This is a genomic window from Janthinobacterium sp. BJB426, from assembly GCF_002735705.1.
GTDB lineage: Bacteria > Pseudomonadota > Gammaproteobacteria > Burkholderiales > Burkholderiaceae_D > Janthinobacterium.
In genome coordinates this window covers 89,747-109,783 of sequence record NZ_PDZL01000005.1, presented here as the reverse complement: position 1 = coordinate 109,783, position 20,037 = coordinate 89,747, and the positions used below count along the sequence as shown (strand labels likewise).

General features: G+C 60.3%; 14 protein-coding genes. 2 read left to right on the top strand and 12 right to left on the bottom strand.

The features are described from left to right. Positions 1-25: 25 nt before the first annotated feature. The 10 genes from ileS to CSQ93_RS10375 all read right to left on the bottom strand — a co-directional run bounded on the left by ileS (position 26) and on the right by CSQ93_RS10375 (position 13,490). Positions 26-2,926 carry an isoleucine--tRNA ligase gene (gene ileS / locus CSQ93_RS10420; RefSeq protein WP_099377984.1) on the bottom strand — a complete coding sequence of 967 codons (2,901 nt, stop codon included), beginning with the start codon at positions 2,924-2,926 and terminating at the stop codon, positions 26-28. Positions 2,927-2,993: 67 nt separating this feature from the next. After that, positions 2,994-3,965, bottom strand: coding sequence for a bifunctional riboflavin kinase/FAD synthetase (locus tag CSQ93_RS10415; protein WP_099377983.1), 972 nt, complete (start codon positions 3,963-3,965; stop codon positions 2,994-2,996). Between the two features lie 186 nt (positions 3,966-4,151). Then, a complete protein-coding gene (locus tag CSQ93_RS10410) occupies positions 4,152-5,363 on the bottom strand; it encodes a hypothetical protein (protein ID WP_099377982.1) in 1,212 nt (403 codons plus the stop codon). A 78-nt stretch (positions 5,364-5,441) separates the two neighbouring features. After that, the gene (locus CSQ93_RS10405; protein WP_170840419.1) at positions 5,442-5,873 is read right to left on the bottom strand and encodes an ExbD/TolR family protein; all 432 of its coding nucleotides are present in this window, start codon (positions 5,871-5,873) and stop codon (positions 5,442-5,444) included. 105 nt (positions 5,874-5,978) lie between these two features. After that, a complete protein-coding gene (locus tag CSQ93_RS10400; RefSeq protein WP_035821469.1) occupies positions 5,979-6,407 on the bottom strand; it encodes an ExbD/TolR family protein in 429 nt (142 codons plus the stop codon). Positions 6,408-6,410: 3 nt separating this feature from the next. Continuing rightward, entirely contained in the window at positions 6,411-7,343 is a 933-nt protein-coding gene (locus CSQ93_RS10395) for a MotA/TolQ/ExbB proton channel family protein (protein WP_199534342.1), read from the bottom strand. A gap of 86 nt (positions 7,344-7,429) precedes the next feature. Then, positions 7,430-8,086 carry an energy transducer TonB gene (locus CSQ93_RS10390; protein ID WP_099377981.1) on the bottom strand — a complete coding sequence of 219 codons (657 nt, stop codon included), beginning with the start codon at positions 8,084-8,086 and terminating at the stop codon, positions 7,430-7,432. 539 nt (positions 8,087-8,625) lie between these two features. After that, positions 8,626-10,227, bottom strand: a complete 1,602-nt coding sequence (locus tag CSQ93_RS10385; RefSeq protein WP_099378181.1) for a SpoVR family protein — start codon at positions 10,225-10,227, stop codon at positions 8,626-8,628. Next, on the bottom strand, positions 10,227-11,495 hold the full coding sequence (locus CSQ93_RS10380; protein ID WP_099377980.1) for a YeaH/YhbH family protein: 1,269 nt from the start codon (positions 11,493-11,495) through the stop codon (positions 10,227-10,229). The genes CSQ93_RS10385 and CSQ93_RS10380 overlap by 1 nt, the downstream gene beginning before the upstream one ends. Positions 11,496-11,567: 72 nt before the next feature. Continuing rightward, complete coding sequence (locus CSQ93_RS10375) at positions 11,568-13,490, bottom strand: PrkA family serine protein kinase (RefSeq protein ID WP_034785249.1); 1,923 nt, start codon at positions 13,488-13,490, stop codon at positions 11,568-11,570. Positions 13,491-14,061: 571 nt separating this feature from the next. Between CSQ93_RS10375 and CSQ93_RS10370 the strand changes: the two genes are divergently transcribed. Next, positions 14,062-15,093: an adenosine deaminase gene (locus tag CSQ93_RS10370; protein WP_099377979.1), complete on the top strand. Its 1,032-nt coding sequence runs from the start codon at positions 14,062-14,064 to the stop codon at positions 15,091-15,093. 23 nt (positions 15,094-15,116) lie between these two features. Then, a complete protein-coding gene (locus CSQ93_RS10365) occupies positions 15,117-17,648 on the top strand; it encodes an ABC transporter permease (RefSeq protein WP_099377978.1) in 2,532 nt (843 codons plus the stop codon). Here CSQ93_RS10365 and CSQ93_RS10360 read toward each other — a convergent pair. Together CSQ93_RS10360 and CSQ93_RS10355 are read right to left on the bottom strand one after the other, a co-directional pair. Beyond that, complete coding sequence (locus CSQ93_RS10360) at positions 17,645-18,652, bottom strand: response regulator (protein WP_099377977.1); 1,008 nt, start codon at positions 18,650-18,652, stop codon at positions 17,645-17,647. The genes CSQ93_RS10365 and CSQ93_RS10360 overlap by 4 nt on opposite strands. A gap of 3 nt (positions 18,653-18,655) precedes the next feature. Further along, entirely contained in the window at positions 18,656-19,954 is a 1,299-nt protein-coding gene (locus CSQ93_RS10355) for a sensor histidine kinase (RefSeq protein WP_099377976.1), read from the bottom strand. Positions 19,955-20,037: the final 83 nt, after the last annotated feature.

Sequence of the window (20,037 nt, the reverse complement as noted above, 5' to 3'; positions counted from 1 at the left end):
GCGCAGGAACCTGTCCCGCGCCGTTTTATGCGAAGCGGCGTTTCTCGCCCGCGCCAAACAGATTGCTGACGCAGCGGCCGCACAGGGTAGCATGCGCGGCGTCCGTGCCCACGTCCGCACGGTAGTGCCAGCAGCGCTCGCACTTCGGCGCCGTCGACGCGGCCACGACCACTTCCTCGGCCGCTTCGTCAGCCACTTCGGCCACGGTTGCCTGCGAGGTAATGAAGACGAACTTCAAGTCGTCGCCCAGGGTGGTCAACAGCTTGTACTTCATCGGCGCGGCCTTGATCGTCAGTTCCGCCTGCAGCGACGAACCGATGGCGCCCGAGGTGCGCAAGTCTTCCAGCTGCTTGGTAACGTCCGTGCGCACGGCGCGCAGGGCCGTGTATTTCTCCAGCAGGTCGGCCGCATCCGAAACTTCCGGCAGTTGCCACCAGGTTTGCGTGAAGATGGTTTCATCGCTGGCGGCATAGGCATCCGCTCCGGCGAAGACGGCCCACGCTTCTTCGGCCGTGAACGACAGGGCCGGGGCCATCAGGCGCAGCAGGCTTTGCGTGATGTGCCACAGGGCCGTCTGCGCCGAACGGCGCGCGTGCGACGTCAGGCCGGAGGTGTACAAACGGTCCTTCAGGATGTCCAGATAGAAGCCGCCCAGGTCTTCCGAGCAGTACGTCTGCAGCTTCGAGACCACCGGGTGGAATTCGTAGCGCGCGTAGTTGTTCTCGATCTGCGTTTGCAGCGAGGCCATGTTGGCCAGCGCATAGCGGTCGATTTCGAACATTTCCGCGACAGGTACGGCGTCCGTGGCCGGATTGAAGTCCGACGTATTGGCCAGCAGGAAGCGCAGGGTGTTGCGGATGCGGCGATACGATTCCGTCACGCGTTTCAGGATTTCGTCGGAGATCGACAGCTCGCCCGTGTAGTCGGTCGAGGCGATCCACAGGCGCAGGATGTCCGCGCCCAGGGTGTCCGAGATCTTTTGCGGCGCCAGGGTGTTACCCAGCGACTTCGACATCTTCTTGCCTTCGCCATCGACCGTGAAGCCGTGCGTCAGCAGAGCTTTATATGGCGGGCGGCCATTCAGCATCGACGACACGAGCAGCGACGAGTGGAACCAGCCGCGATGCTGGTCCGAACCTTCCAGGTACAGGTCGGCCGGGAATTGCAGCTGCGTCGAGTGCGAACCGTGGCCTTGCGGGCCGCCCAGCACCGTCTGGTGCGTGGCGCCGGAATCGAACCATACGTCCAGCGTGTCCTTGTTCTTCGCGTAGATGGCCGCTTCGTCGCCGATCAGGTCTTGCAAGTCCAGCGCCTGCCATGCCTCGATGCCGTCTTTTTCGATCAGCTTGGCCACTTGCTCCAGCAGTTCCGGCGTGCGCGGATGCAGGTCGCCCGTTTCCTTGTGCACGATGAAGGCCATCGGCACGCCCCACTGGCGCTGGCGCGACAGGGTCCAGTCGGGACGGTTGGCGATCATGCCGTGCAGGCGCGCCTGGCCCCAGTCCGGGAAGAACTCGGTATTGGCGATGCCTTTCAAGGCCGTCTCGCGCAGGGTCGCGCCGCCGTCCTTTGGCGTCACGTCCATGCCGGCGAACCACTGCGAGGTGGCGCGGTAGATGATTGGCGTCTTATGGCGCCAGCAATGCATGTAGCTGTGGTCGAACATCTTGACTTCGAACAGCGCGCCCGCTTCGCGCAGGGCGTTGCAGATCGGCTTAGAAGCTTCCCAGATGGTCATGCCGCCGAACAGGGGGAGGGTCGAGGCGAACTTGCCGTCGCCCATGACGGGCTTGATGATGTCGTCATCCTTCATGCCGTGCGCCTTGCACGAGATGAAGTCGTCCAGGCCGTAGGCTGGCGCCGAGTGCACCACGCCCGTGCCGCTTTCCGTGGTCACGTATTCGGCCAGGTACAAAGGCGACAGACGGTCGTAGAAAGCGTCGGCCGCATGCAGCGGGTGGCGGAAGCTGATGCCGGCCAGGGCCGCGCCGTCGCAGGTGGCGATGGTCGTGCCATCGAGCTTGAAGCGCGCCAGGCTGGACACGACCAGGTCTTGCGCCAGGATCAGCAGCAATGGCTGGCCATCGCGCTCGGTCTTCACCAGCGAATATTTCACTTCCGGGTGCACGTTCAGCGCCTGGTTCGACGGGATGGTCCACGGCGTGGTGGTCCAGATGACGATGAAACCGTTATCGGTCGGCAGCGATGGCAAGCCGAAGGCGGCCGCCAGTTTTTCCGGCTCGGCGAACTTGAACCCGACGTCGATGGCGGGATCGCGTTTTTCCGCGTATTCCACTTCCGCCTCGGCCAGCGCCGACTGGCAGTCGAAACACCAGTTGACGGGTTTCAGGCCGCGGTAGACATAGCCTTTTTCCAGCAGCTTGCCCAGCGCGCGCAATTCGTCCGCTTCATTGCCATGCGCCATGGTCAGGTATGGGTTGTCCCACTCGCCCAGCACGCCCAGGCGGATAAAGTCCTTTTTCTGGCGCTCGACCTGCACGTTGGCGTAGGCGCGCGCCTTTTCCAGCACTTCGGCCGTCGGCAGGTTCTTGCCGTGCAGTTTTTCGATCTGGATCTCGATCGGCATGCCGTGGCAATCCCAGCCCGGCACATACGGCGCGTCGAAGCCGGCCAGCGAGCGCGACTTGACGACCATGTCTTTCAGGATCTTGTTGACGGCGTGGCCCAGGTGGATATCGCCATTCGCGTACGGCGGGCCGTCATGCAGGATGAATTTTGGACGGCCGGCGGCAGCCTTGCGCACGCGCTCATAAATTTTCTTGTCTTGCCATTGCTGTACCCATTGCGGCTCGCGCTTGGCCATGTCGCCGCGCATCGGGAACGGGGTTTCCGTCATGTTGACCGGGTATTTGCTTTCAGGCTTCTTGTTCTGTTTGGGCGTGGCTGGCTTGTTTTGATCGGACATAATCTTCTTTAATGATATTGAATGGTTTGCGGCGGCGGGAGCCGCCAGGCGGCGGAGTTGGCCGGCGTCAAATTCGGTCGGTGGCGGTAATGGCGCCGCTGCGCTGCTCAAAATAGGCGCGCGCCTGGTTCGAGTCGCGCTCGATGGCGGCCGTCAGGGTGGGCAAATCGTCGTACTTTTCTTCGTCGCGCAGTTTTTCCAGGAATTCCACGCGCACCAGATTGCCGTAGCAGGATTGATTAAAATCAAATAGATGTACTTCCAGCAAGACGCGGCCGCTGTCGTCGACGGTAGGGCGCACGCCGAGGCTGGCCACGGCTGGCAGCGGTTGCGGTGCCAGGCCGTGCACTTGCACGATGAAGACGCCGGACAGGGCGGGGCGGTGCGCCACGCGCAGGTTCAGGGTGGGGAAGCCGAGGGTGCGGCCCAGCTTCTGGCCGTGGATCACGTGGCCGGAAATGGCGTATGGATGGCCCAGCAGCTGCGTGGCCAGCGGGAAATCGCCGGCGGCCAGCGCCAGGCGCACGGCCGACGACGAGATGCGCGTGCTGCCGTTCATCACAGTAGGTAATGTTTCTACATGGAAACCATATTGGCGGCCCGCTTCCTGCAGCATGGCCACGTCGCCGGCGCGCCGGGCGCCATAGCAGAAGTCGTCGCCGACCATCAGCCATTTCACGTGCAAGCCGTCGACGAGGACTTTTTCCGTGAATTCCTGCGGCGTCAAGGCGGCGAACTGGGCGCTGAAGTGCTCGACGACGACACGGTCGATGCCGGCGTCGTCCAGCGATTGCAGCTTGTCGCGCAAGTTGGCGATGCGCTGCGGGGCTTTGGACAGGTCGCCCGCGCGCTGCGCGAAGAATTCGCGCGGGTGCGGTTCGAACGTCATCACGGCCGCTTCAATGCCGAGTTCGGTCGCGGCGCCGCGCACGCGCGCCAGCAAGGCCTGATGGCCGATGTGGACACCGTCAAAATTGCCGATGGTCAGAGCGCAAGGCGCTCGTGCCTGGGCATTGGGAAGTCCGCGGAATACCTTCATAGGAATCTGATGAAAAACTGTGCCAAAAGGGGGATTATACGGACTGTTTCAGGGATGCACACCCGGCAGGGCGGGCGCAGGGTGAATTTCACTGCTGAAATAACAAAAAGCGTTGCCGGCGGGTGTGCTGGCAACGCTTTTGGTGGCACTCGACTAGCTGCCTGCAACTCCCCGGGAGGCGTTGTCTTATTTATTCATTAAGGTCCAGTAACGGGCCAGGTCAGCCGCGCCATCCGTGCCCTTGACGGCTTTGAGTGCCGTCGTGGCGTTGGACTTCTTGCCGGCGTGGATGTAGGCGATGCCCAGGTGCAGCTTGGCTTCTTCCGCATACTTGGCGGTGCCCAATTTCACGGCGTCGTTCATCAAGCCCAAACCTTTCTCCGCCTGGCCGTCGTAGACGAGGGCGAAGCCCAGCTTGCTCAAGCTGTCGGCGTCCTTGTTCTTGGTGTATTCCGCTTCCGACTTGGCTGCGTTGGCCTTCAGGTCAGCCTGGGTTTTCAGGGCCAGGTCTTTCAGACGCTGGTGACGTGGTGCATCGGCGCCGGTACCCAGCACGCCTTTTTTGTAGCCTTGCTCGATGATGCTCAGCGCTTCGCCAGGATTGCCTGCTTGCAGGGCCAGCTGGCTGATTTCCATGTATTCGGAAGGCTTGCTGAACAGGCCGTTGGCCAGGCGCAGGCGCTGGACGTCCAGGCCCAGGCGTTGCGAGAAGCCAGGTTTGCCCGAAACGCGGTTCAGCAGGTCGGCCCAGTAGCTGGTTTTCGGATAGCTCGATGCCAGTTTTTCCAGGGTGGCGACATAGCCGCCCTTGTCGTTTTGCTTCATCTGGATGTTGGCCAGCATTTGCAGGCTTGCTTCCGAGTTGCCGCCGCGCGCTTGCAGCTCTTTTGCCGCTTCGGCGTAGTTGCCGCTGACGTAGTAGGTCTGGATCAGCAGTTCGCGCATCTGTGGATCTTCGCGGTCTTTCAGCGAGCGTTTGATCCAGGTGATGGTGTTTGGCCAATCCTTGGCGCGGTAGTACATGCCTGCCAGCGCTTGCGTGAATTTGGGGGCTTCGGCGGCGCTCAGGCGGCCGGAATTGATGACGGCTTCAAAAGCCTTGATGGCCGTGCCGTTGTCGCCAGCGGCGGCGGCGGCCGAAGCGCGTACGCGTTCGATCTGGTAGCTTTCAAAGGCGGTTTTGCCGCCGACGCTGTCTGCTTCACGCAGTTTGGCCAGCGCTTCCTTGTTTTTGCCGCTGCTAGCGAGTTTTTGTGCTTCTTGCAGTGGCTTGCCGACTTCGGCGCGCACGGTGTCCGCGGCATATGCCAGCGAGCCCAGGCCGATTACAGGAGTTGCTGCGGTAAAACCGATAGCGGCCATGACGAGGCCGAGATGAGCGAGACGAAACTTGGACATGAGAAAGTCTTTCAGTAAAAAGCGAATAGGCAGGAAGTCCTGCCTATTCGGATGTAAAGATAACCTGATTGCTACAGCTTACTGGAATTGCTCGTTGCCGACCAGACCGATTTTGGTCACGCCCAGACGCTGCGCCGACGCCATCACACCGGCGACGACTTTGTATTCCACCAGCTTGTTAGGACGCAGATGCACTTCTGGCTGATCTGCTTGCGCAGCAACGTTGCTCAGCTTGGCTTCCAGCGTATTACGATCAGGTACGACCTGATTGTCCCACAAGATAGTGCCATCAAAATCGACATCGATCGTGACGACCACTGGTTCGGTTGTCGGTGGCGGCGGGGTGCCGACCGGCATGTTCAGGTTCACCGAGTGGTTTTGCTTAGGAATCGTGATGATCAACATGATAATCAGCACCAGCATCACGTCGATGAGGGGCGTCATGTTCAGTTCCATCATTGGTTCCGGATCCGCGCCTGCTGCGCTTCCCGAACCGACATTCATACTCATAGTGTTTCCTTTAAGAAGTCCAACGAAGCACCGGGCGAAACTGCCGCCCGGCAAGCTTCCTTCAGTGGCGCCCCCGTGTTGCCGGGGCGCCGCTGTCAGTCGCTATCAGCTCTTGTCAGGTGGTTCGGTGATGAAGCCGACCTTCTGGATCCCGGCACGTTGGGTCGTGTAAATAACCCGGCCGATCGATTCGTAGCGTGTTTCTTGGTCGCCACGAACGTGTACTTCCGGCTGCGGTACTTTCACTGCTTCAACTTTAAGATAATCGAACAGCTCGTTCGTGTCTTTCAGTCTGGTCTGGCCCAGGTAAATCTCGCCATCCTTGTTAACAACGATGTTAACGTTTTGCGGCTTGGTTTGCAGGGCTTGGTTCGTCTCAATCGGCAGATCGATTTTCTGCAGCTTGAGGACAACCGGACTCGTAATCAAGAAAATGATCAGCAAAACCAACATGATGTCGACAAGCGGCGTCGTGTTGATTTCTGACATTACCTGATCTTGTTCTCCGCTGTCGGAGCCGACGGACATCGACATGACTTATCCGATCTTTTTAGCGCCGGCAGCACGGCCAGCTTCGCTGGTGGACATTACGCCGGAAACCAGAACCGAGTGAACGTCGGCGCTGAACGAGCGGATGTCTTCCATTGCGGTTTTGTTACGACGAACCAACCAGTTGTAACCCAGAACGGCAGGAACAGCGACCAGCAGACCGAAAGCGGTCATGATCAGTGCTTCACCAACTGGACCTGCAACTTTGTCGATCGATGCGTTACCGGTCATGCCGATAGCGGTCAGTGCGTTGTAGATACCCCAAACGGTACCGAACAGACCGATAAACGGTGCGGTCGAACCAACGGTTGCCAGGAACGACAGGCCATCTTGCAGACGCGATTGGACTTTGTCCGAAGCGCGCTGGATCGACATCGTCACCCAGGTCGACAGATCGATTTGTTCCAGCAGGGCGCCGTCATGGTGAGCCGTTGCCTTGGTGCCCGATTCAGCGATGAAGCGGAATGGCGAGCCTTCTTCCAGGGTTGCCGAACCAGCAGCGATCGAAGGAGCTTTCCAGAATTTGGCAGCGGCTTCTTTAGCTTGCTTGAAGATCTTCATTTGATCGATCAGCTTGGTGATGATGATGTACCAGGTACCGATCGACATGATGACCATGATGATCAGGGTGGCGCGTGGCACGAAGCCGCCGTCCCACACTGCTTGCAGGCCGAACGGGTTGTGCACTTCTTCGGTTTTGGCTGGAGCGGCTGCATCAGCGGCTGGAGCTGCTGCTGCGTCTGCTGCTGGAGCGGCGGCATCTGCAGCAACCGGTGCTGGTGCAGCGTCTGCCGCAGGAGCCGAAGCGGCAGCCGATGCTGGCGCGTCAGCGAATGCCGGAGCTGCTACCAGAGCGGTAGTAGCGGTAACGGACAACAGAACCGCGGCAAAAAATGCGGACAAACGGGTATTCTTAAACATGCTTCCTCCAAAATTAAAAATAACAGATCGCTGAACGTAATGACAACGAAATCATAGTGTGAGACAGGGGATAACTGTCTCGGGTTTTAATCCAGCGACCAAACGTATTGCATTTGCTGCCAGCCTTGTTCCGGCTTGCCGTCAACTGTTGCCGGCTTAAATGTACAGCGGCTGATACCTTGCACCGCGGCTTTGTCCAGGTCTCTGAAGCCGCTGGACTTCACGATCTTCGAATCAGCGACCTTGCCGTCTACACCGATCAGGAACGACAGTGTCACCACACCGGTTTCCTCGTTGCGCTGCGACGACTTTGGATAAGCCGGTTTTTCGCAGACACTGAAGTCAACCACGGCCGGTGTACGCACCGATTTGGCTGGTCCAGGAGTTGGCGCAGGCTGTGCAGGCGGCGATGGCGGTGCCAATACATTCGTGGCTGGCTTCACGGCAGTCGCATTTGCAATCACGTTCTGCTGTGGTGGCGGCTGCTGCACGTTCACCTCGACTGGCGGAATGAATGGCGGCGGTGGCGCCTTCATTTCTGGCGGCGGTGGTGGCGGTGGAAGATCCTTCGGTGGAGGCGGTTTGACTTCCTCGATAATCTTGGTTTCAACCGGTTCCATCATTTTGGTGACCAACCGCTTGCCCAAGCCCGTCACGATCCCGTAAGCCGCGAGAACGTGCAGCAGGACAACGATAGTGATGCCTGTGTAGTTCTTGGGACTTTTCTCGTTCGAAAAATTCATGCCTGCTTTCTCCAAATACCATCTCTTGTCTTGCAACTGAACCCCAAAATGACGACACAAAGCTCCAGCCGTATCCGGGACGTCGCCGAATTATACATACGAATTCTTTATTTTACACAGATTTTTAACGCCTAAAACCGGTTAAATTTTTGGCGCTTTTGCGCCCTGAAAACGTACTTGCTTATGTCATCTTTGCACGCTTTCGGACAGAAAAAAAGGCGGTCTTATCGGTTTTTTACAGCCGTTTTGGGCGACCGCTGCTAAGTTCTCCGATGTGCCTATATGGCGGAATTATATTTCGTGATATTCAATATGGAAACTGCTAAATTTGGAGAAAAATCTTTCTTTTTGGAAATGTTTTGACTCGGAACCAGACCACTTAGCCCGCCGCGCGCACCAAACGGGTGCGGAACGCACTTCACCCAGGTCAAAAAAGACGCTCCTGACAGCCGTTTCGACGCCGCCAGGCCATACGGAATTCCTATATAGGCATAGGAAGCGCTTATATTCTTGCTATTGATTATTATCAACAAATCATTTCATGGCCGGACAACCGGGTCATCGCGCCGGTTGCGCTTCTCGCGCCGGCAATTCAAGGTGCCCAGCACCACCCCCTGCGGATCGACCGTATCGAGGTGCACATCGAAGCCCCACAGCCGTGCCACATGCTTGAGCACCTCGACGGCCTGCTGGTTCAGCGGGCGGCGCTGGAACTGCGTGTGACGCAGGGTCAGGGCGCGGTCGTCGCGCGTATTCACGGACCAGACCTGGATGTTCGGCTCGCGGTTGCCCAGGTTGTACTGTTCCGCCAGCTGCTGGCGCACGTAGCGGTAGCCGGCATCGTCGTGGATGGCGGAAATGGCCAGCTTTTCATTCTTGTCGTCGTCGAGCACGGCAAAGAAGTGGAATTCGCGGATCAGCCGCGGCGACAAATACTGGGCAATGAAGCTTTCATCCTTGAAATTGCGCATGGCAAAGTCCAGGCTCTTGCGCCAGTCCGTGCCGGCCATGTCGGGGAACCAGGCGCGGTCCTCGTCCGTCGGGTGCTCGCAGATGCGGCGGATGTCGCTCATCATGGCAAAACCCAGCGCATACGGGTTGATGCCGCTGTAATAGGGGCTGTCGATGGGCGGCTGGTAGACCACGTTGGTATGGCTTTTCAGAAATTCCATCATGAAGCCGTCGCCCACCACGCCTTCGTCATACAGCTGATTCAATATCGTGTAATGCCAGAAGGTGGCCCAGCCCTCGTTCATGACCTGGGTTTGCCGCTGCGGGTAGAAGTACTGGGAAATCTTGCGCACGATGCGCACCATCTCGCGTTGCCAAGGTTCCAGCAGCGGTGCGTACTTTTCGATGAAGTACAGCAGGTTTTCCTCGGGTTCGGGCGGAAAGCGGGGAGCGGCCTTGCGCTGGTCGTCCTCTTCCTCGTCGTCTTCACGGCGGGGCAGGGTACGCCACAGCTGGTTGATCTGCGACTGCACATAGGCTTCGCGCTCTTTCTGGCGCGCATATTCCTTCGCCATCGACAGTTTCGCCGGGCGCTTGTAGCGGTCCACGCCATAGTTCTGGATGGCGTGGCACGAGTCGAGCAGCAATTCCACGGCATCGACGCCATGGCGCTGCTCGCATTCGGCGATGTAATTCTTGGCAAACACCATATAGTCGATGATGGCGTCCGCATCGGTCCAGGCGCGGAACAGGTAATTGCCCTTGAAGAAGGAATTGTGACCGTAGGCCGCATGCGCGATCACCAGCGATTGCATGGTCAGGCTGTTTTCCTCCATGAGATAGGCGATGCACGGGTTCGAGTTGATGACGATCTCGTAGGCCAGGCCCATCTGGCCCCGCTTGTAGCTTTTCTCGGTAGACAGAAAGTGCTTGCCGAACGACCAGTGGTTGTATGACACGGGCATGCCTACCGAGGTGTAGGCATCCATCATCTGCTCGGCCGTGATGATTTCCAGCTGGTTCGGATAGGTGTCGAGGCCAAACTGTTTCGCCACGCGGCGGATTTCCTCGTGGATTTGCTCGATCAGCTCGAACGTCCATTCTGACTGCTCGGGCAGGGCGTTCGGGTGGCGCAGGCGCACGAACGGTTCGCCCGGGGTGTTGCTGGCGCGGTCAAAGGCTGCACTCATCATTTCACCTGTTTCTTGAACAGTTCGCGGAAGACCGGGTAGATATCGGCCGGCGTGACGATCTTTTGCATGGCGAAATGGGCGTGATGGTCGAGCACGCCCGCATATTGCTCCCACAGGTTTTGCTGCGGGCCGTCGGTGATCTCGACATAGGTGTAGTACTGCACCTTGGGCATGATGGTGTTGATCAGCAACTGGCGGCACAGCACGGAATCGTTGTCCCAGTTGTCGCCGTCGGAGGCCTGCGCCACATAGCTGTTCCATTGCCCGGCGCCATAGCGTTCATCGATGATGGTGTTGAGCAAGTGCAGGGCGGAGGACACGACGGTGCCGCCGGACTCGCGCGAGTTGAAGAATTCATGTTCGTCCACTTCGGCCGCCGCCGTATGGTGGCGGATGAAGACCACCTCGATCTTGTCGTAGGCGCGCTTGAGGAACAGATATAGCAGGATGAAGAAGCGCTTGGCCGTGTCCTTGCGCGATTCGTCCATGGAGCCGGAGACGTCCATGATGCAGAACATGACGGCCTGCGTCATCGGCTTGGGCACCTTGATGCGGTTGCTGTAGCGCAAGTCGAACGGGTCGATGAAGGGAATGGCCAGCAGGCGCGTGTGCAGGTGGTGGATCAGGCGGCGCAGCTCCGTGACGAGCGGGTCGCTGTCGGGCGCGCCTTCGTGCAATAGTGTCGCCAGGTCTTCCTCGGCCTGCGCCAGCTGCTTGCGGGCGCCGCCGCCGACGGCGATGCGCCGCCCCAGCGCGCCGCGCAGGGAACGCAGCACGTGGATATTCGATGGCGTACCCGACATATTGTAGCCGGCGCGCTGGTTCTTGAATTCCGTGGTGGCCGTCAGCTGGGTTTTCACCATGTGCGGCAATTCCAGGTCTTCGAAGAAATAATTCATGAATTCTTCGCGCGACAATTCAAAGATGAAATCGTCTTCCGTCGTCTCGTCGCTATTGCCCGCCTTGCCCCGCCCGGCGCCACCGCCGCCTTTCGGCCGGGCGATCTGGTCGCCTTTCAGGTATTCCTTGTTGCCGGGATTGACCACTTCCCACACGCCGCCATGCGCGTGGCCAAACGACGGTTCGCCCACGTCCTTGACGGGGATGCTGACCTTCTCGCCATTCTCGACGTCCGTGATCGAGCGCCCCTTGATGGCGCGCCCCACGGCATCCTTGATCTGGCCCTTGTAACGCCGCAAGAAACGCTCGCGGTTGACGGCGGATTTATTCTTGCTTTGCAAGCGCCTGTCGATGAGGTATGTCAAAGGGTGCCTCCTTGCCTCTCGTCTTGCGCGCTCCGCCAGTCACCGGGCGGGAGCGCGCCTCCGCTGTCCGCGCTATGACGACTTGCGCACGCGCAAGTACCATTCGCATAACAGGCGTACCTGCTTGGCCGTATAGCCTTTTTCCACCATGCGGGCCACGAAGTCGGCGTGCTTGTTGGCATCGTCGGCGCTGGCCTTGGCATTGAAGGATATCACCGGCAGCAATTCCTCCGTATTCGAAAACATTTTCTTTTCAATCACGGTACGGAACTTTTCATAACTGGTCCAGGCGGGATTCTTGCCGCCGTTCGAGGCCCGCGCGCGCAGCCCGAAGTTGACAATTTCGTTGCGGAAATCCTTCGGATTGGAAATGCCCGCCGGTTTCTCGATCTTTTCCAGTTCATTGTTCAGCGATTCGCGGTCAAAACTTTCGCCCGTGTCCGGATCGCGGTATTCCTGGTCCTGTATCCAGAAATCGGCAAACGTCACGTAGCGGTCGAAAATGTTCTGTCCGTATTCCGAATAGCTTTCCAGGTACGCCGTCTGGATCTCCTTGCCGATGAATTCCACGTAGCGCTGCGCCAGGTGCTCTTTAATATAGGAGAAGTAGCGCTGCTCGAGTTCCGGCGCGAACTGCTCGCGCTCGACCTGCTGTTCCAGTACATATAATAGATGCACGGGATTGGCAGCCACTTCGGAATTGTCAAAGTTGAACACTTTCGACAGGATTTTGAAGGCAAAGCGCGTCGACAGGCCGTTCATGCCTTCGTCCACGCCCGCGTAATCGACGTATTCGTGCATGGACTTGGCTTTCGGGTCCGTATCCTTGAGGTTTTCGCCATCGTAGACGAGCATCTTCGAGAAGATGCTGGAATTTTCCGGGTCTTTCAGGCGCGACAGGATGGCGAACTGCGCCATCATGCGCAGGGTGCCGGGCGCGCACGGGGCCTTGACCAGCGAGGAATTGGCCACCAGCTTGTCGTAGATCTTGATTTCGTCGGACACGCGCAGGCAGTACGGCACCTTGACTATATAGATACGGTCTAGAAACGCCTCGTTGTTGCGGTTGTTCTTGAAGGTTTTCCATTCCGACTCGTTCGAGTGGGCCAGGATGATGCCGTCGAACGGAATCGCGCCGAAACCTTCCGTGCCCTTGTAATTGCCTTCCTGCGTGGCCGTCAGCAGCGGATGCAAGACCTTGATGGGCGCCTTGAACATTTCCACGAATTCCATCAGGCCCTGGTTGGCCAGGCACAGGCCGCCCGAATAGCTGTAGGCGTCCGGGTCGTCCTGCGCATAATCTTCCAGCTTGCGGATGTCGACCTTGCCCACCAGCGAAGAAATATCCTGGTTGTTCTCGTCGCCCGGCTCCGTTTTCGAGATGGCGATCTGTTTCAGCACGGACGGGTAGCGCTTGACGACGCGGAACTGGTTGATATCGCCATTGTATTCATGCAGGCGTTTCACGGCCCACGGGCTGGGGATGTTGCGCAGGTAGCGGCGCGGGATGCCGTAATCCTCTTCCAGGATGGTGCCGTCCTCTTCCTCGTTGAACAGGCCCAGCGGCGATTCGTTGACGGGCGAGCCTTTCAGGCAATAGAAGGGCACATGCTCCATCAGCGACTTGAGCTTTTCCGCGATGGACGACTTGCCGCCGCCGACAGGCCCCAGCAGATACAGGATCTGCTTGCGTTCTTCCAGGCCTTGCGCCGCGTGGCGGAAATACGAGACGACCTGCTCGATGACTTCCTCGGTGCCGTAGAACTCGCGGAAGGCGGGATAGATCTTGATGATCTTGTTGGCGAAGATGCGCGACAGGCGCGTGTCGTTTCGCGTGTCGACCAGCTGCGGCTCGCCGATGGCGGCCAGCATGCGTTCGGGCGCGCTGGCGTACGTCAGCTTGTCCTTCTTGCACAGGGCCAGGTATTCGGTGAGCGACATTTCCTCTTCGCGGGTGCGCTCGTAGCGTGCTGCATAGTTATCAAAAATGGTCATGTCAATGTCCTTTAATGTAAACCTGTACTGCCAGTCACCATGGCCGCCCGCCTGGCACTCGCCTGGGCTTGCCGCTTGAATTTTTCCTGTACCCCGTATCGATTTTTATTGTTGTTTCAAGCCCGGCTGTCTTTGCGAGTCCGGATTGCCCGGACCAAAAAACTGGCGCTTGATGCCGTGTGCTGACGTGGCCAGCCGGCTTTTTTTCACTGTTGATAGCGCTTGTTGCACCTACCATTACCCCATGAAATTTATTATTGCTCTAAAGGATCAGGAAGTCAAAAGATATGTCAGCATATCCTTAATACTTGTTTGTAAATTGTTGATTTAATTGGATAAATCATCAAATTTTTCATCGATTCCAATGAACTATTTTGTACCTTTTAAATCATCATACGACAATTCGCCAGCGCGTGCCGGAGCCGGCCGTAGCGCCGCCGCAGCGGGCGTCATGGCGGCCGGGCGCCGGTGAGCCTGGCCATCTTGCGCTAAGATGCCTGCATGTCTGATGGCCCCGCGCGCCGTGCGTGCGCGGGCCAGCATTGTTATCGTCACCCTATAAGGAACACCCATGATGAACTCCCAATTGCGCGCGATCGTCCGCGGCATGCCGAAGGCCGAACTGCATATCCATATCGAAGGCTCGCTGGAGCCAGAACTGATTTTCGCACTGGCAGAGCGCAATGGCGTGCCGCTGGGCTATGAATCGGTGGAACACTTGCGCAGCGCCTATGCTTTTACGGATTTGCAGTCTTTTCTCGACATTTATTACGCTGGCGCAAGCGTGCTCTTGAAAGAGCAGGATTTCTATGACATGACGCAAGCCTACCTGCGCCGTGCCGAAGCGGACAACGTCTTGCACACGGAAATCTTCTTCGACCCGCAAACCCACACGGCGCGCGGCGTGGCCATCGCCGACGTGATCAACGGCATCCACCGCGCCTGCCAGGACAGCCCCGTCAGCGCGGCCCTGATCCTGTGCTTCCTGCGCCACCTGAGCGAGAAAGAAGCGTTCGAGACCCTGGAAGACGCCTTGCCGCACCGCGACAAATTCATCGGCATCGGCCTCGACTCGTCGGAAGTGGGCAACCCGCCCGAGAAATTCTCGCGCGTGTTTGCCCGTTGCCGCGAGCTGGGCCTGCACCTGGTGGCCCACGCGGGCGAGGAAGGCCCGCCAGCCTACATCCGCACGGCGCTCGACGACTTGCAAGTCGAGCGCATCGACCATGGCGTGCGCTGCCTGGAAGACGCGGACCTGACGGCCCGCCTGGCGCGCGAACAGATCGCGCTCACCGTCTGCCCGCTGTCGAACACCAAGCTGCGCGTGTTCGACCAGATGCATGACCATAACCTGGTGCAACTGCTCGACGCCGGCCTGCTGGTGACGGTGAACTCGGACGATCCCGCGTATTTCGGCGGCTACATGAACGACAACTTCGACGCCATCTTCGACGCGCTGCCGCTGGGCCTGTCCCACGCGCAACGCCTGGCGCGCAACGGTTTCATTGCCGCCTTCCTGCCGCAGGCGCAGAAAGACGCCTTCCTCGCCACCGTCGATGCGTATTTCGCGCAGCACGCCGCCGCCCACGGCGCAACGCAATAACTCTACCTGAAGACCCGCCGCCCATGTTCCGCCTCTCCCTGAAAATGACCGGCCGCGACTGGCGCGCCGGGCAACTGCGTTTCCTGCTCGTCGCGCTGATCGTCGCCGTGGCGGCCCTGTCGGCCGTCGGCTTCTTCGTCGACCGCCTGCGCGCGGGCCTGAACCGCGACGCGCACCAGCTGCTGGGGGCCGACCTGGTCATCAGCGCCGACCAGCCCGTCAATGCGGCCTGGCGCGCCGAAGCGCTCAAGCGCGGTTTTATCTTGGCCGACACGGTGACGTTTCCCAGCATGGCGCAGGCGGGCGAGGGTGAGCAATCGCTGTCGCAACTGGCGTCCATCAAGGCCGTCTCGGCCGGCTACCCGCAGCGGGGCAAGCTGAAAATCACGACCAAACTGAGCGAAGCGCAGGATGCCGTGGGACGGCCGACGGATCAGGTGCCGGCGCCCGGCACCCTGTGGGTCGATGCGGCCATCCTGTCCAGCCTGAACGCGAAACTGGGCGACACCCTGACCCTGGGCGACAAGGCATTTACGGTCACGCAACTGATCGCCAGCGAACCGGACCGCGGCGCTTCCTTTTTGAATTTCGCGCCGCGCGTGATGTTGCCCTTGGGCGACCTGGCCGCCACGGCGCTGGTGCAGAATGGCTCGCGCGTGTCGTACCGCTTGCTGCTGTCGGCGCCGCCCGCCAAGGCGGCCGAGCTTGCGCAATATCAAGCCTGGCTGGAAAGCCAGATCAAGACGCAGGCCATCAAGGGCGTGCGCATCGAATCGCTGGAATCGGGCAGCCCGCAGATGCAATCGACGCTGGACCGTGCCGACCGTTTCCTGTCGCTCGTCGGCTTGCTGTCGGCCATGCTGGCGGCCGTCGCCGTGGCCATGGCGGCGCGCCGTTTCATGCTGCGCCACCTCGATGCGTGCGCCATGCTGCGCTGCCTGGGCTTGACGCAAAACCAGGTTACGGCCATGTACGTGATCGAATTTTTATTGGTCGGCCTGGCCGGCAGCGTGGTCGGCGTGATGGTGGGCTTCGGCGGCCACCTGGTGCTGCTGGAGCTGTTGGGGAAACTGGTGCAGAGCGACTTGCCGCCCGTCTCCATGCTGCCCGCGCTGCAAGGCGTGGCCACCGGCATGCTGCTGTTGCTGGGCTTTGCCCTGCCGCCGATTTTGCAGTTGCGCAATGTGCCGCACAACCGCGTGATCCGCCGCGAGCAGGAGCCGCCGCAGGCGCTGGCCCTGGCCACGTATGGCCTCGGTATCGCCGCCTTCGTCGTGCTGCTGTTGTGGCAGGCCGGCGACGTGAAACTGGCGCTGCTGACGGCGGCCGGCTTCCTCGGCGGCTTTGCCCTGTTCGGCCTGGCCGGCTGGCTGGGCATCAAGTCGCTGAAAACCCTGCGCGGCGCTTTCAATCATCAGGGCTGGCGCTTTGCCGTCACGTCCTTGCAGCGCCGGCCGGGCGCCACCGTCATCCAGGTGGTGTCCCTGGCCTTGGGCCTGATGGCCTTGCTGCTGCTGACGGTGGTGCGCGGCGACTTGATGGTGGCCTGGCGCAACGCCACGCCGCCCGACGCGCCGAACCGCTTCATGATCAATATCCTGCCGGAACAGAAAGACCCGATCGCCGCGCGCCTGTCCCAGGCCGGCGTGGCCAACGCGCCCCTGTATCCGATGATACGCGGGCGCCTGGTGGCCGTGAACGGCAATGCCATCACGGAAACCACCTACGAGGATGACCGCGCCAAGGGCCTGGCCGACCGCGAATTCAACCTGTCGACGATGGCTACGATGCAGGAAGAAAACAAGCTGGTGGCCGGCAAGTGGTTCGGCAATGCGCCCGGTGCGCCAGCCGAGGCGTCGGTGGAGGAGGGCATCGCCAAGACCTTGAAATTGAAATTGGGCGACAAGCTGCGCTTCGACATCGCCGGCCAGCCCGTCGAAGCGGCGATCACGAGTTTGCGCAAGCTGGAATGGGGCTCGATGCGCGTCAATTTCTTTGTCATTATCAATCCGGCCGCCATGGCGGACACGCCGCAGACGTGGATCACGGCGTTTCACCTGCCGCCCGCGCAGGCGGACCTGGGCAATGCCTTGCTGCGCGACTATCCGAACCTGACGGTGGTCGACGTGGGCGGCGTGCTGAAGCAGATCCAGGGCGTGCTGGACCAGGTCGTGACGGCCGTCGAATTCCTCTTCGCCTTCACTTTGGCGTCGGGCTTGCTGGTGCTGTATGCGGCCCTGATGGGCTCGCAGGACGAGCGCACGCGCGAAGCGGGCCTGCTGCGCGCGCTGGGCGCCACGCGGCGCCAGCTGGCGCAGGCACAGCTGATCGAGTTTTCGCTCGTCGGTGCGCTGGCCGGCTTGCTGGCGGCAACGGGCGCGGCGGCCATGGGCTGGGCGCTGGCCACCTACCAGTTCAAGTTCGCCTGGAGCTTCGCGCCCGGCGTGTGGGCGTTCGGCCTGCTGGCCGGCGCCCTGTGCGCGATTGCCGGCGGCTGGCTGGGCTTGCGCAATGTCTTGAAGCATCCGCCGCTGCAAACGCTAAGGGAAGGCTAAGCGCCCACGCTGTCGTCCGCCTGCGCGCGTAAAAATTGCGCGTAGGACATGACCGGTTGGCTCAGCTGGTGTGGCGGCACGTCGAACAGGGCCCAGAAATACGTCACGCGGCCCAGGCAGATGGTGGGCGCGGCGCAGTAGCGGAACCAGTTTTCGCCGATGTGCGCCGCATACATGCCGTCGCTGTCGGCGTCGGAAAAGTAGGGAATCACGCGCATTTCCAGCAAGGCCAGCAGCAGGGATTCGGGCGCGTCGCTGTCGCGCGCCATTTCGTACTGCGTGTGCAGGCTGCGTTCCGTCTCGATGATCATCAGCCTGGCCTGGCCGTCGCGCGTGAAAAACAGGATGCCGCTGGGATTGGGAAAAATATAGTATTCGACAAAACCATGGCGCCGGCACAGCTCGTGCACGACGGCGGCCAGCGCTTCGTCTTGCAGGAAACTGTAGTCGTGCAGCATCAGCAGGTCGCGCACGGTGTCCGATTGCTGCAGGAAAAATTCGCGCTGCAGGGCATGGACTTCCTGTTCCAGGATGTCGAGCGCATCGTCGTCGCTCTTCTTGATGTAGCGGTCGATCAAGCCCCGGTTGAAGGCCGTCACGGCCACCTTTTCATCGGCCGCGCCCGTAAATAAAATCTTCTTGCACGGCAAGTCGCGCACGGCCTGGCAAAATTCCAGGCCATTCATCTGCGGCATCGAATAATCGACCACCAGCACGGAGGGCACGGCAAAGCGCTGCGCCTGGCCGCTGATGCGCCAGATACGCTCGATGTCGAGCGCCACGTTGCACTGGTCGGGCGGCAGGTTCTGCGTGTCGAAATTGACGTGCAGCGGCGTTTCGCCCGGTTGCGCGCTCTGGCGCAGCCAGTGCAGGGCGCTGCTGGTGTCGTGGAAGGTCTTGCGCGCCAGGCCGGGATCGAGCTGGAACGCCAGGCTTTTCAGGAAGGAATCGCTGTCGTCGATCAGGACGGTCAGGGTCGGATGGGTGTAGACGGGCAGTTGCATGCGTCACCTTGCGGGGAAAGAGGATTGGAAGCGGGCCGGCATAGGCTGGGGAAACTCCAGGATGAAAATCGCATACGCGTGCTCGCGCGACACGCAGCGGATGCGCGCCTGCCAGGCCGTGACGATCTGCTGGCACAGGGCCAGGCCGATGCCGCTGCCGTTGTGTACGGGATAGGAGTAAAAACGCTCGAAGATCAGCGGCAGGCGGTTCTTCGCGATGCCGCAGCCCGTGTCGATGAACAGCAGCCTGGGCACGGGACGGGCGCCGTCGATGACGATGCGCACTCTTCCCTTGCCGGCCCGCTGGATGGCTTTCAGCGCGTTTCTCAGCAGGTTCAGCAGGATCACCACGCACAGTTCGTCCTGGCCCGCGAACTGGAAGTCGGCGCGCACGTCCACCTTGACGCTGCTGCGCTGGTTGTTGCCGGTAAATGGGTAGCGCTTGAGCACGGAGCTGACCATGGCCAGCATCGATAGTGCCTGGCTGGGCTGGAGGTTGCGGTTCACGGCACTGGCGCTCATCAGGAACAAATCGATCATGTGCTGCATGTGGCGCACTTCGAACTGGATGCGTGTCAGGGCTTCCTGCAGCGGGGGCATGTCGTCCACCTGGCCGGCCAGCTGCGGCAGCAGCCGGCGCATGCCACGCACATTGGCCTCCACGCTGGTCAGCGGCGTGCGCAGCTCGTGCGCCACGGAACCGAGTCCGGCCGCCAGGCCTGCCAGCCGTTCCCGTTCCAGCACCTTGCTGCCCACTTTCACCACGGACAGCGCGGCAATGGTGAACCAGTGCACGGGCAGTTGCTGCAGCACTTCACGCTGCAGCAGGAAGCCGCCTTCCCCTTGCAGGATGACGGCGAGGCAGGCGGCGCTGGTGCCGATCAGGTAGGCGCGGCAAGCCAGTTTCGTTTCGAAATGAAACAGCACGACCAGGCCGATCAGCAGCGATTCGCTCCAGATGGACGAAGCATGGTTCATCACAAACATGAAGGTAAAGAAGAAGGGCAGGATGTAGCTGAGCGCGAACAGCAGGTAGCGCGACAGCCAGCGGGCCGAGAAGCGGCGGGCAAACAGGCCGGCCACGCAGATGCCCACGCCCGTCAGGCGCAAGGTCAGGTTTTCATAAGCTTGCGGAAAAAAGTAATGCCACAGCAAATAGTACAGCGGCATCGCCACCGTGCCCACGGCGGCCAGCATGGCGACCCTGCCGGCCAGGTTTTCATGCGGCATGCGCTCATGCAGCAGCGAATGGAGCAGGCGCCTGCGCCAGTATGTCCATCGTGCTTGCAATTGCTGCGTCATGACTCTGCCTTGATTCTCTTTAGAACATTATCATCGCGTAAATTTTCCTGGTTGAACGGTTATCTCGCCGGACATTGATATAC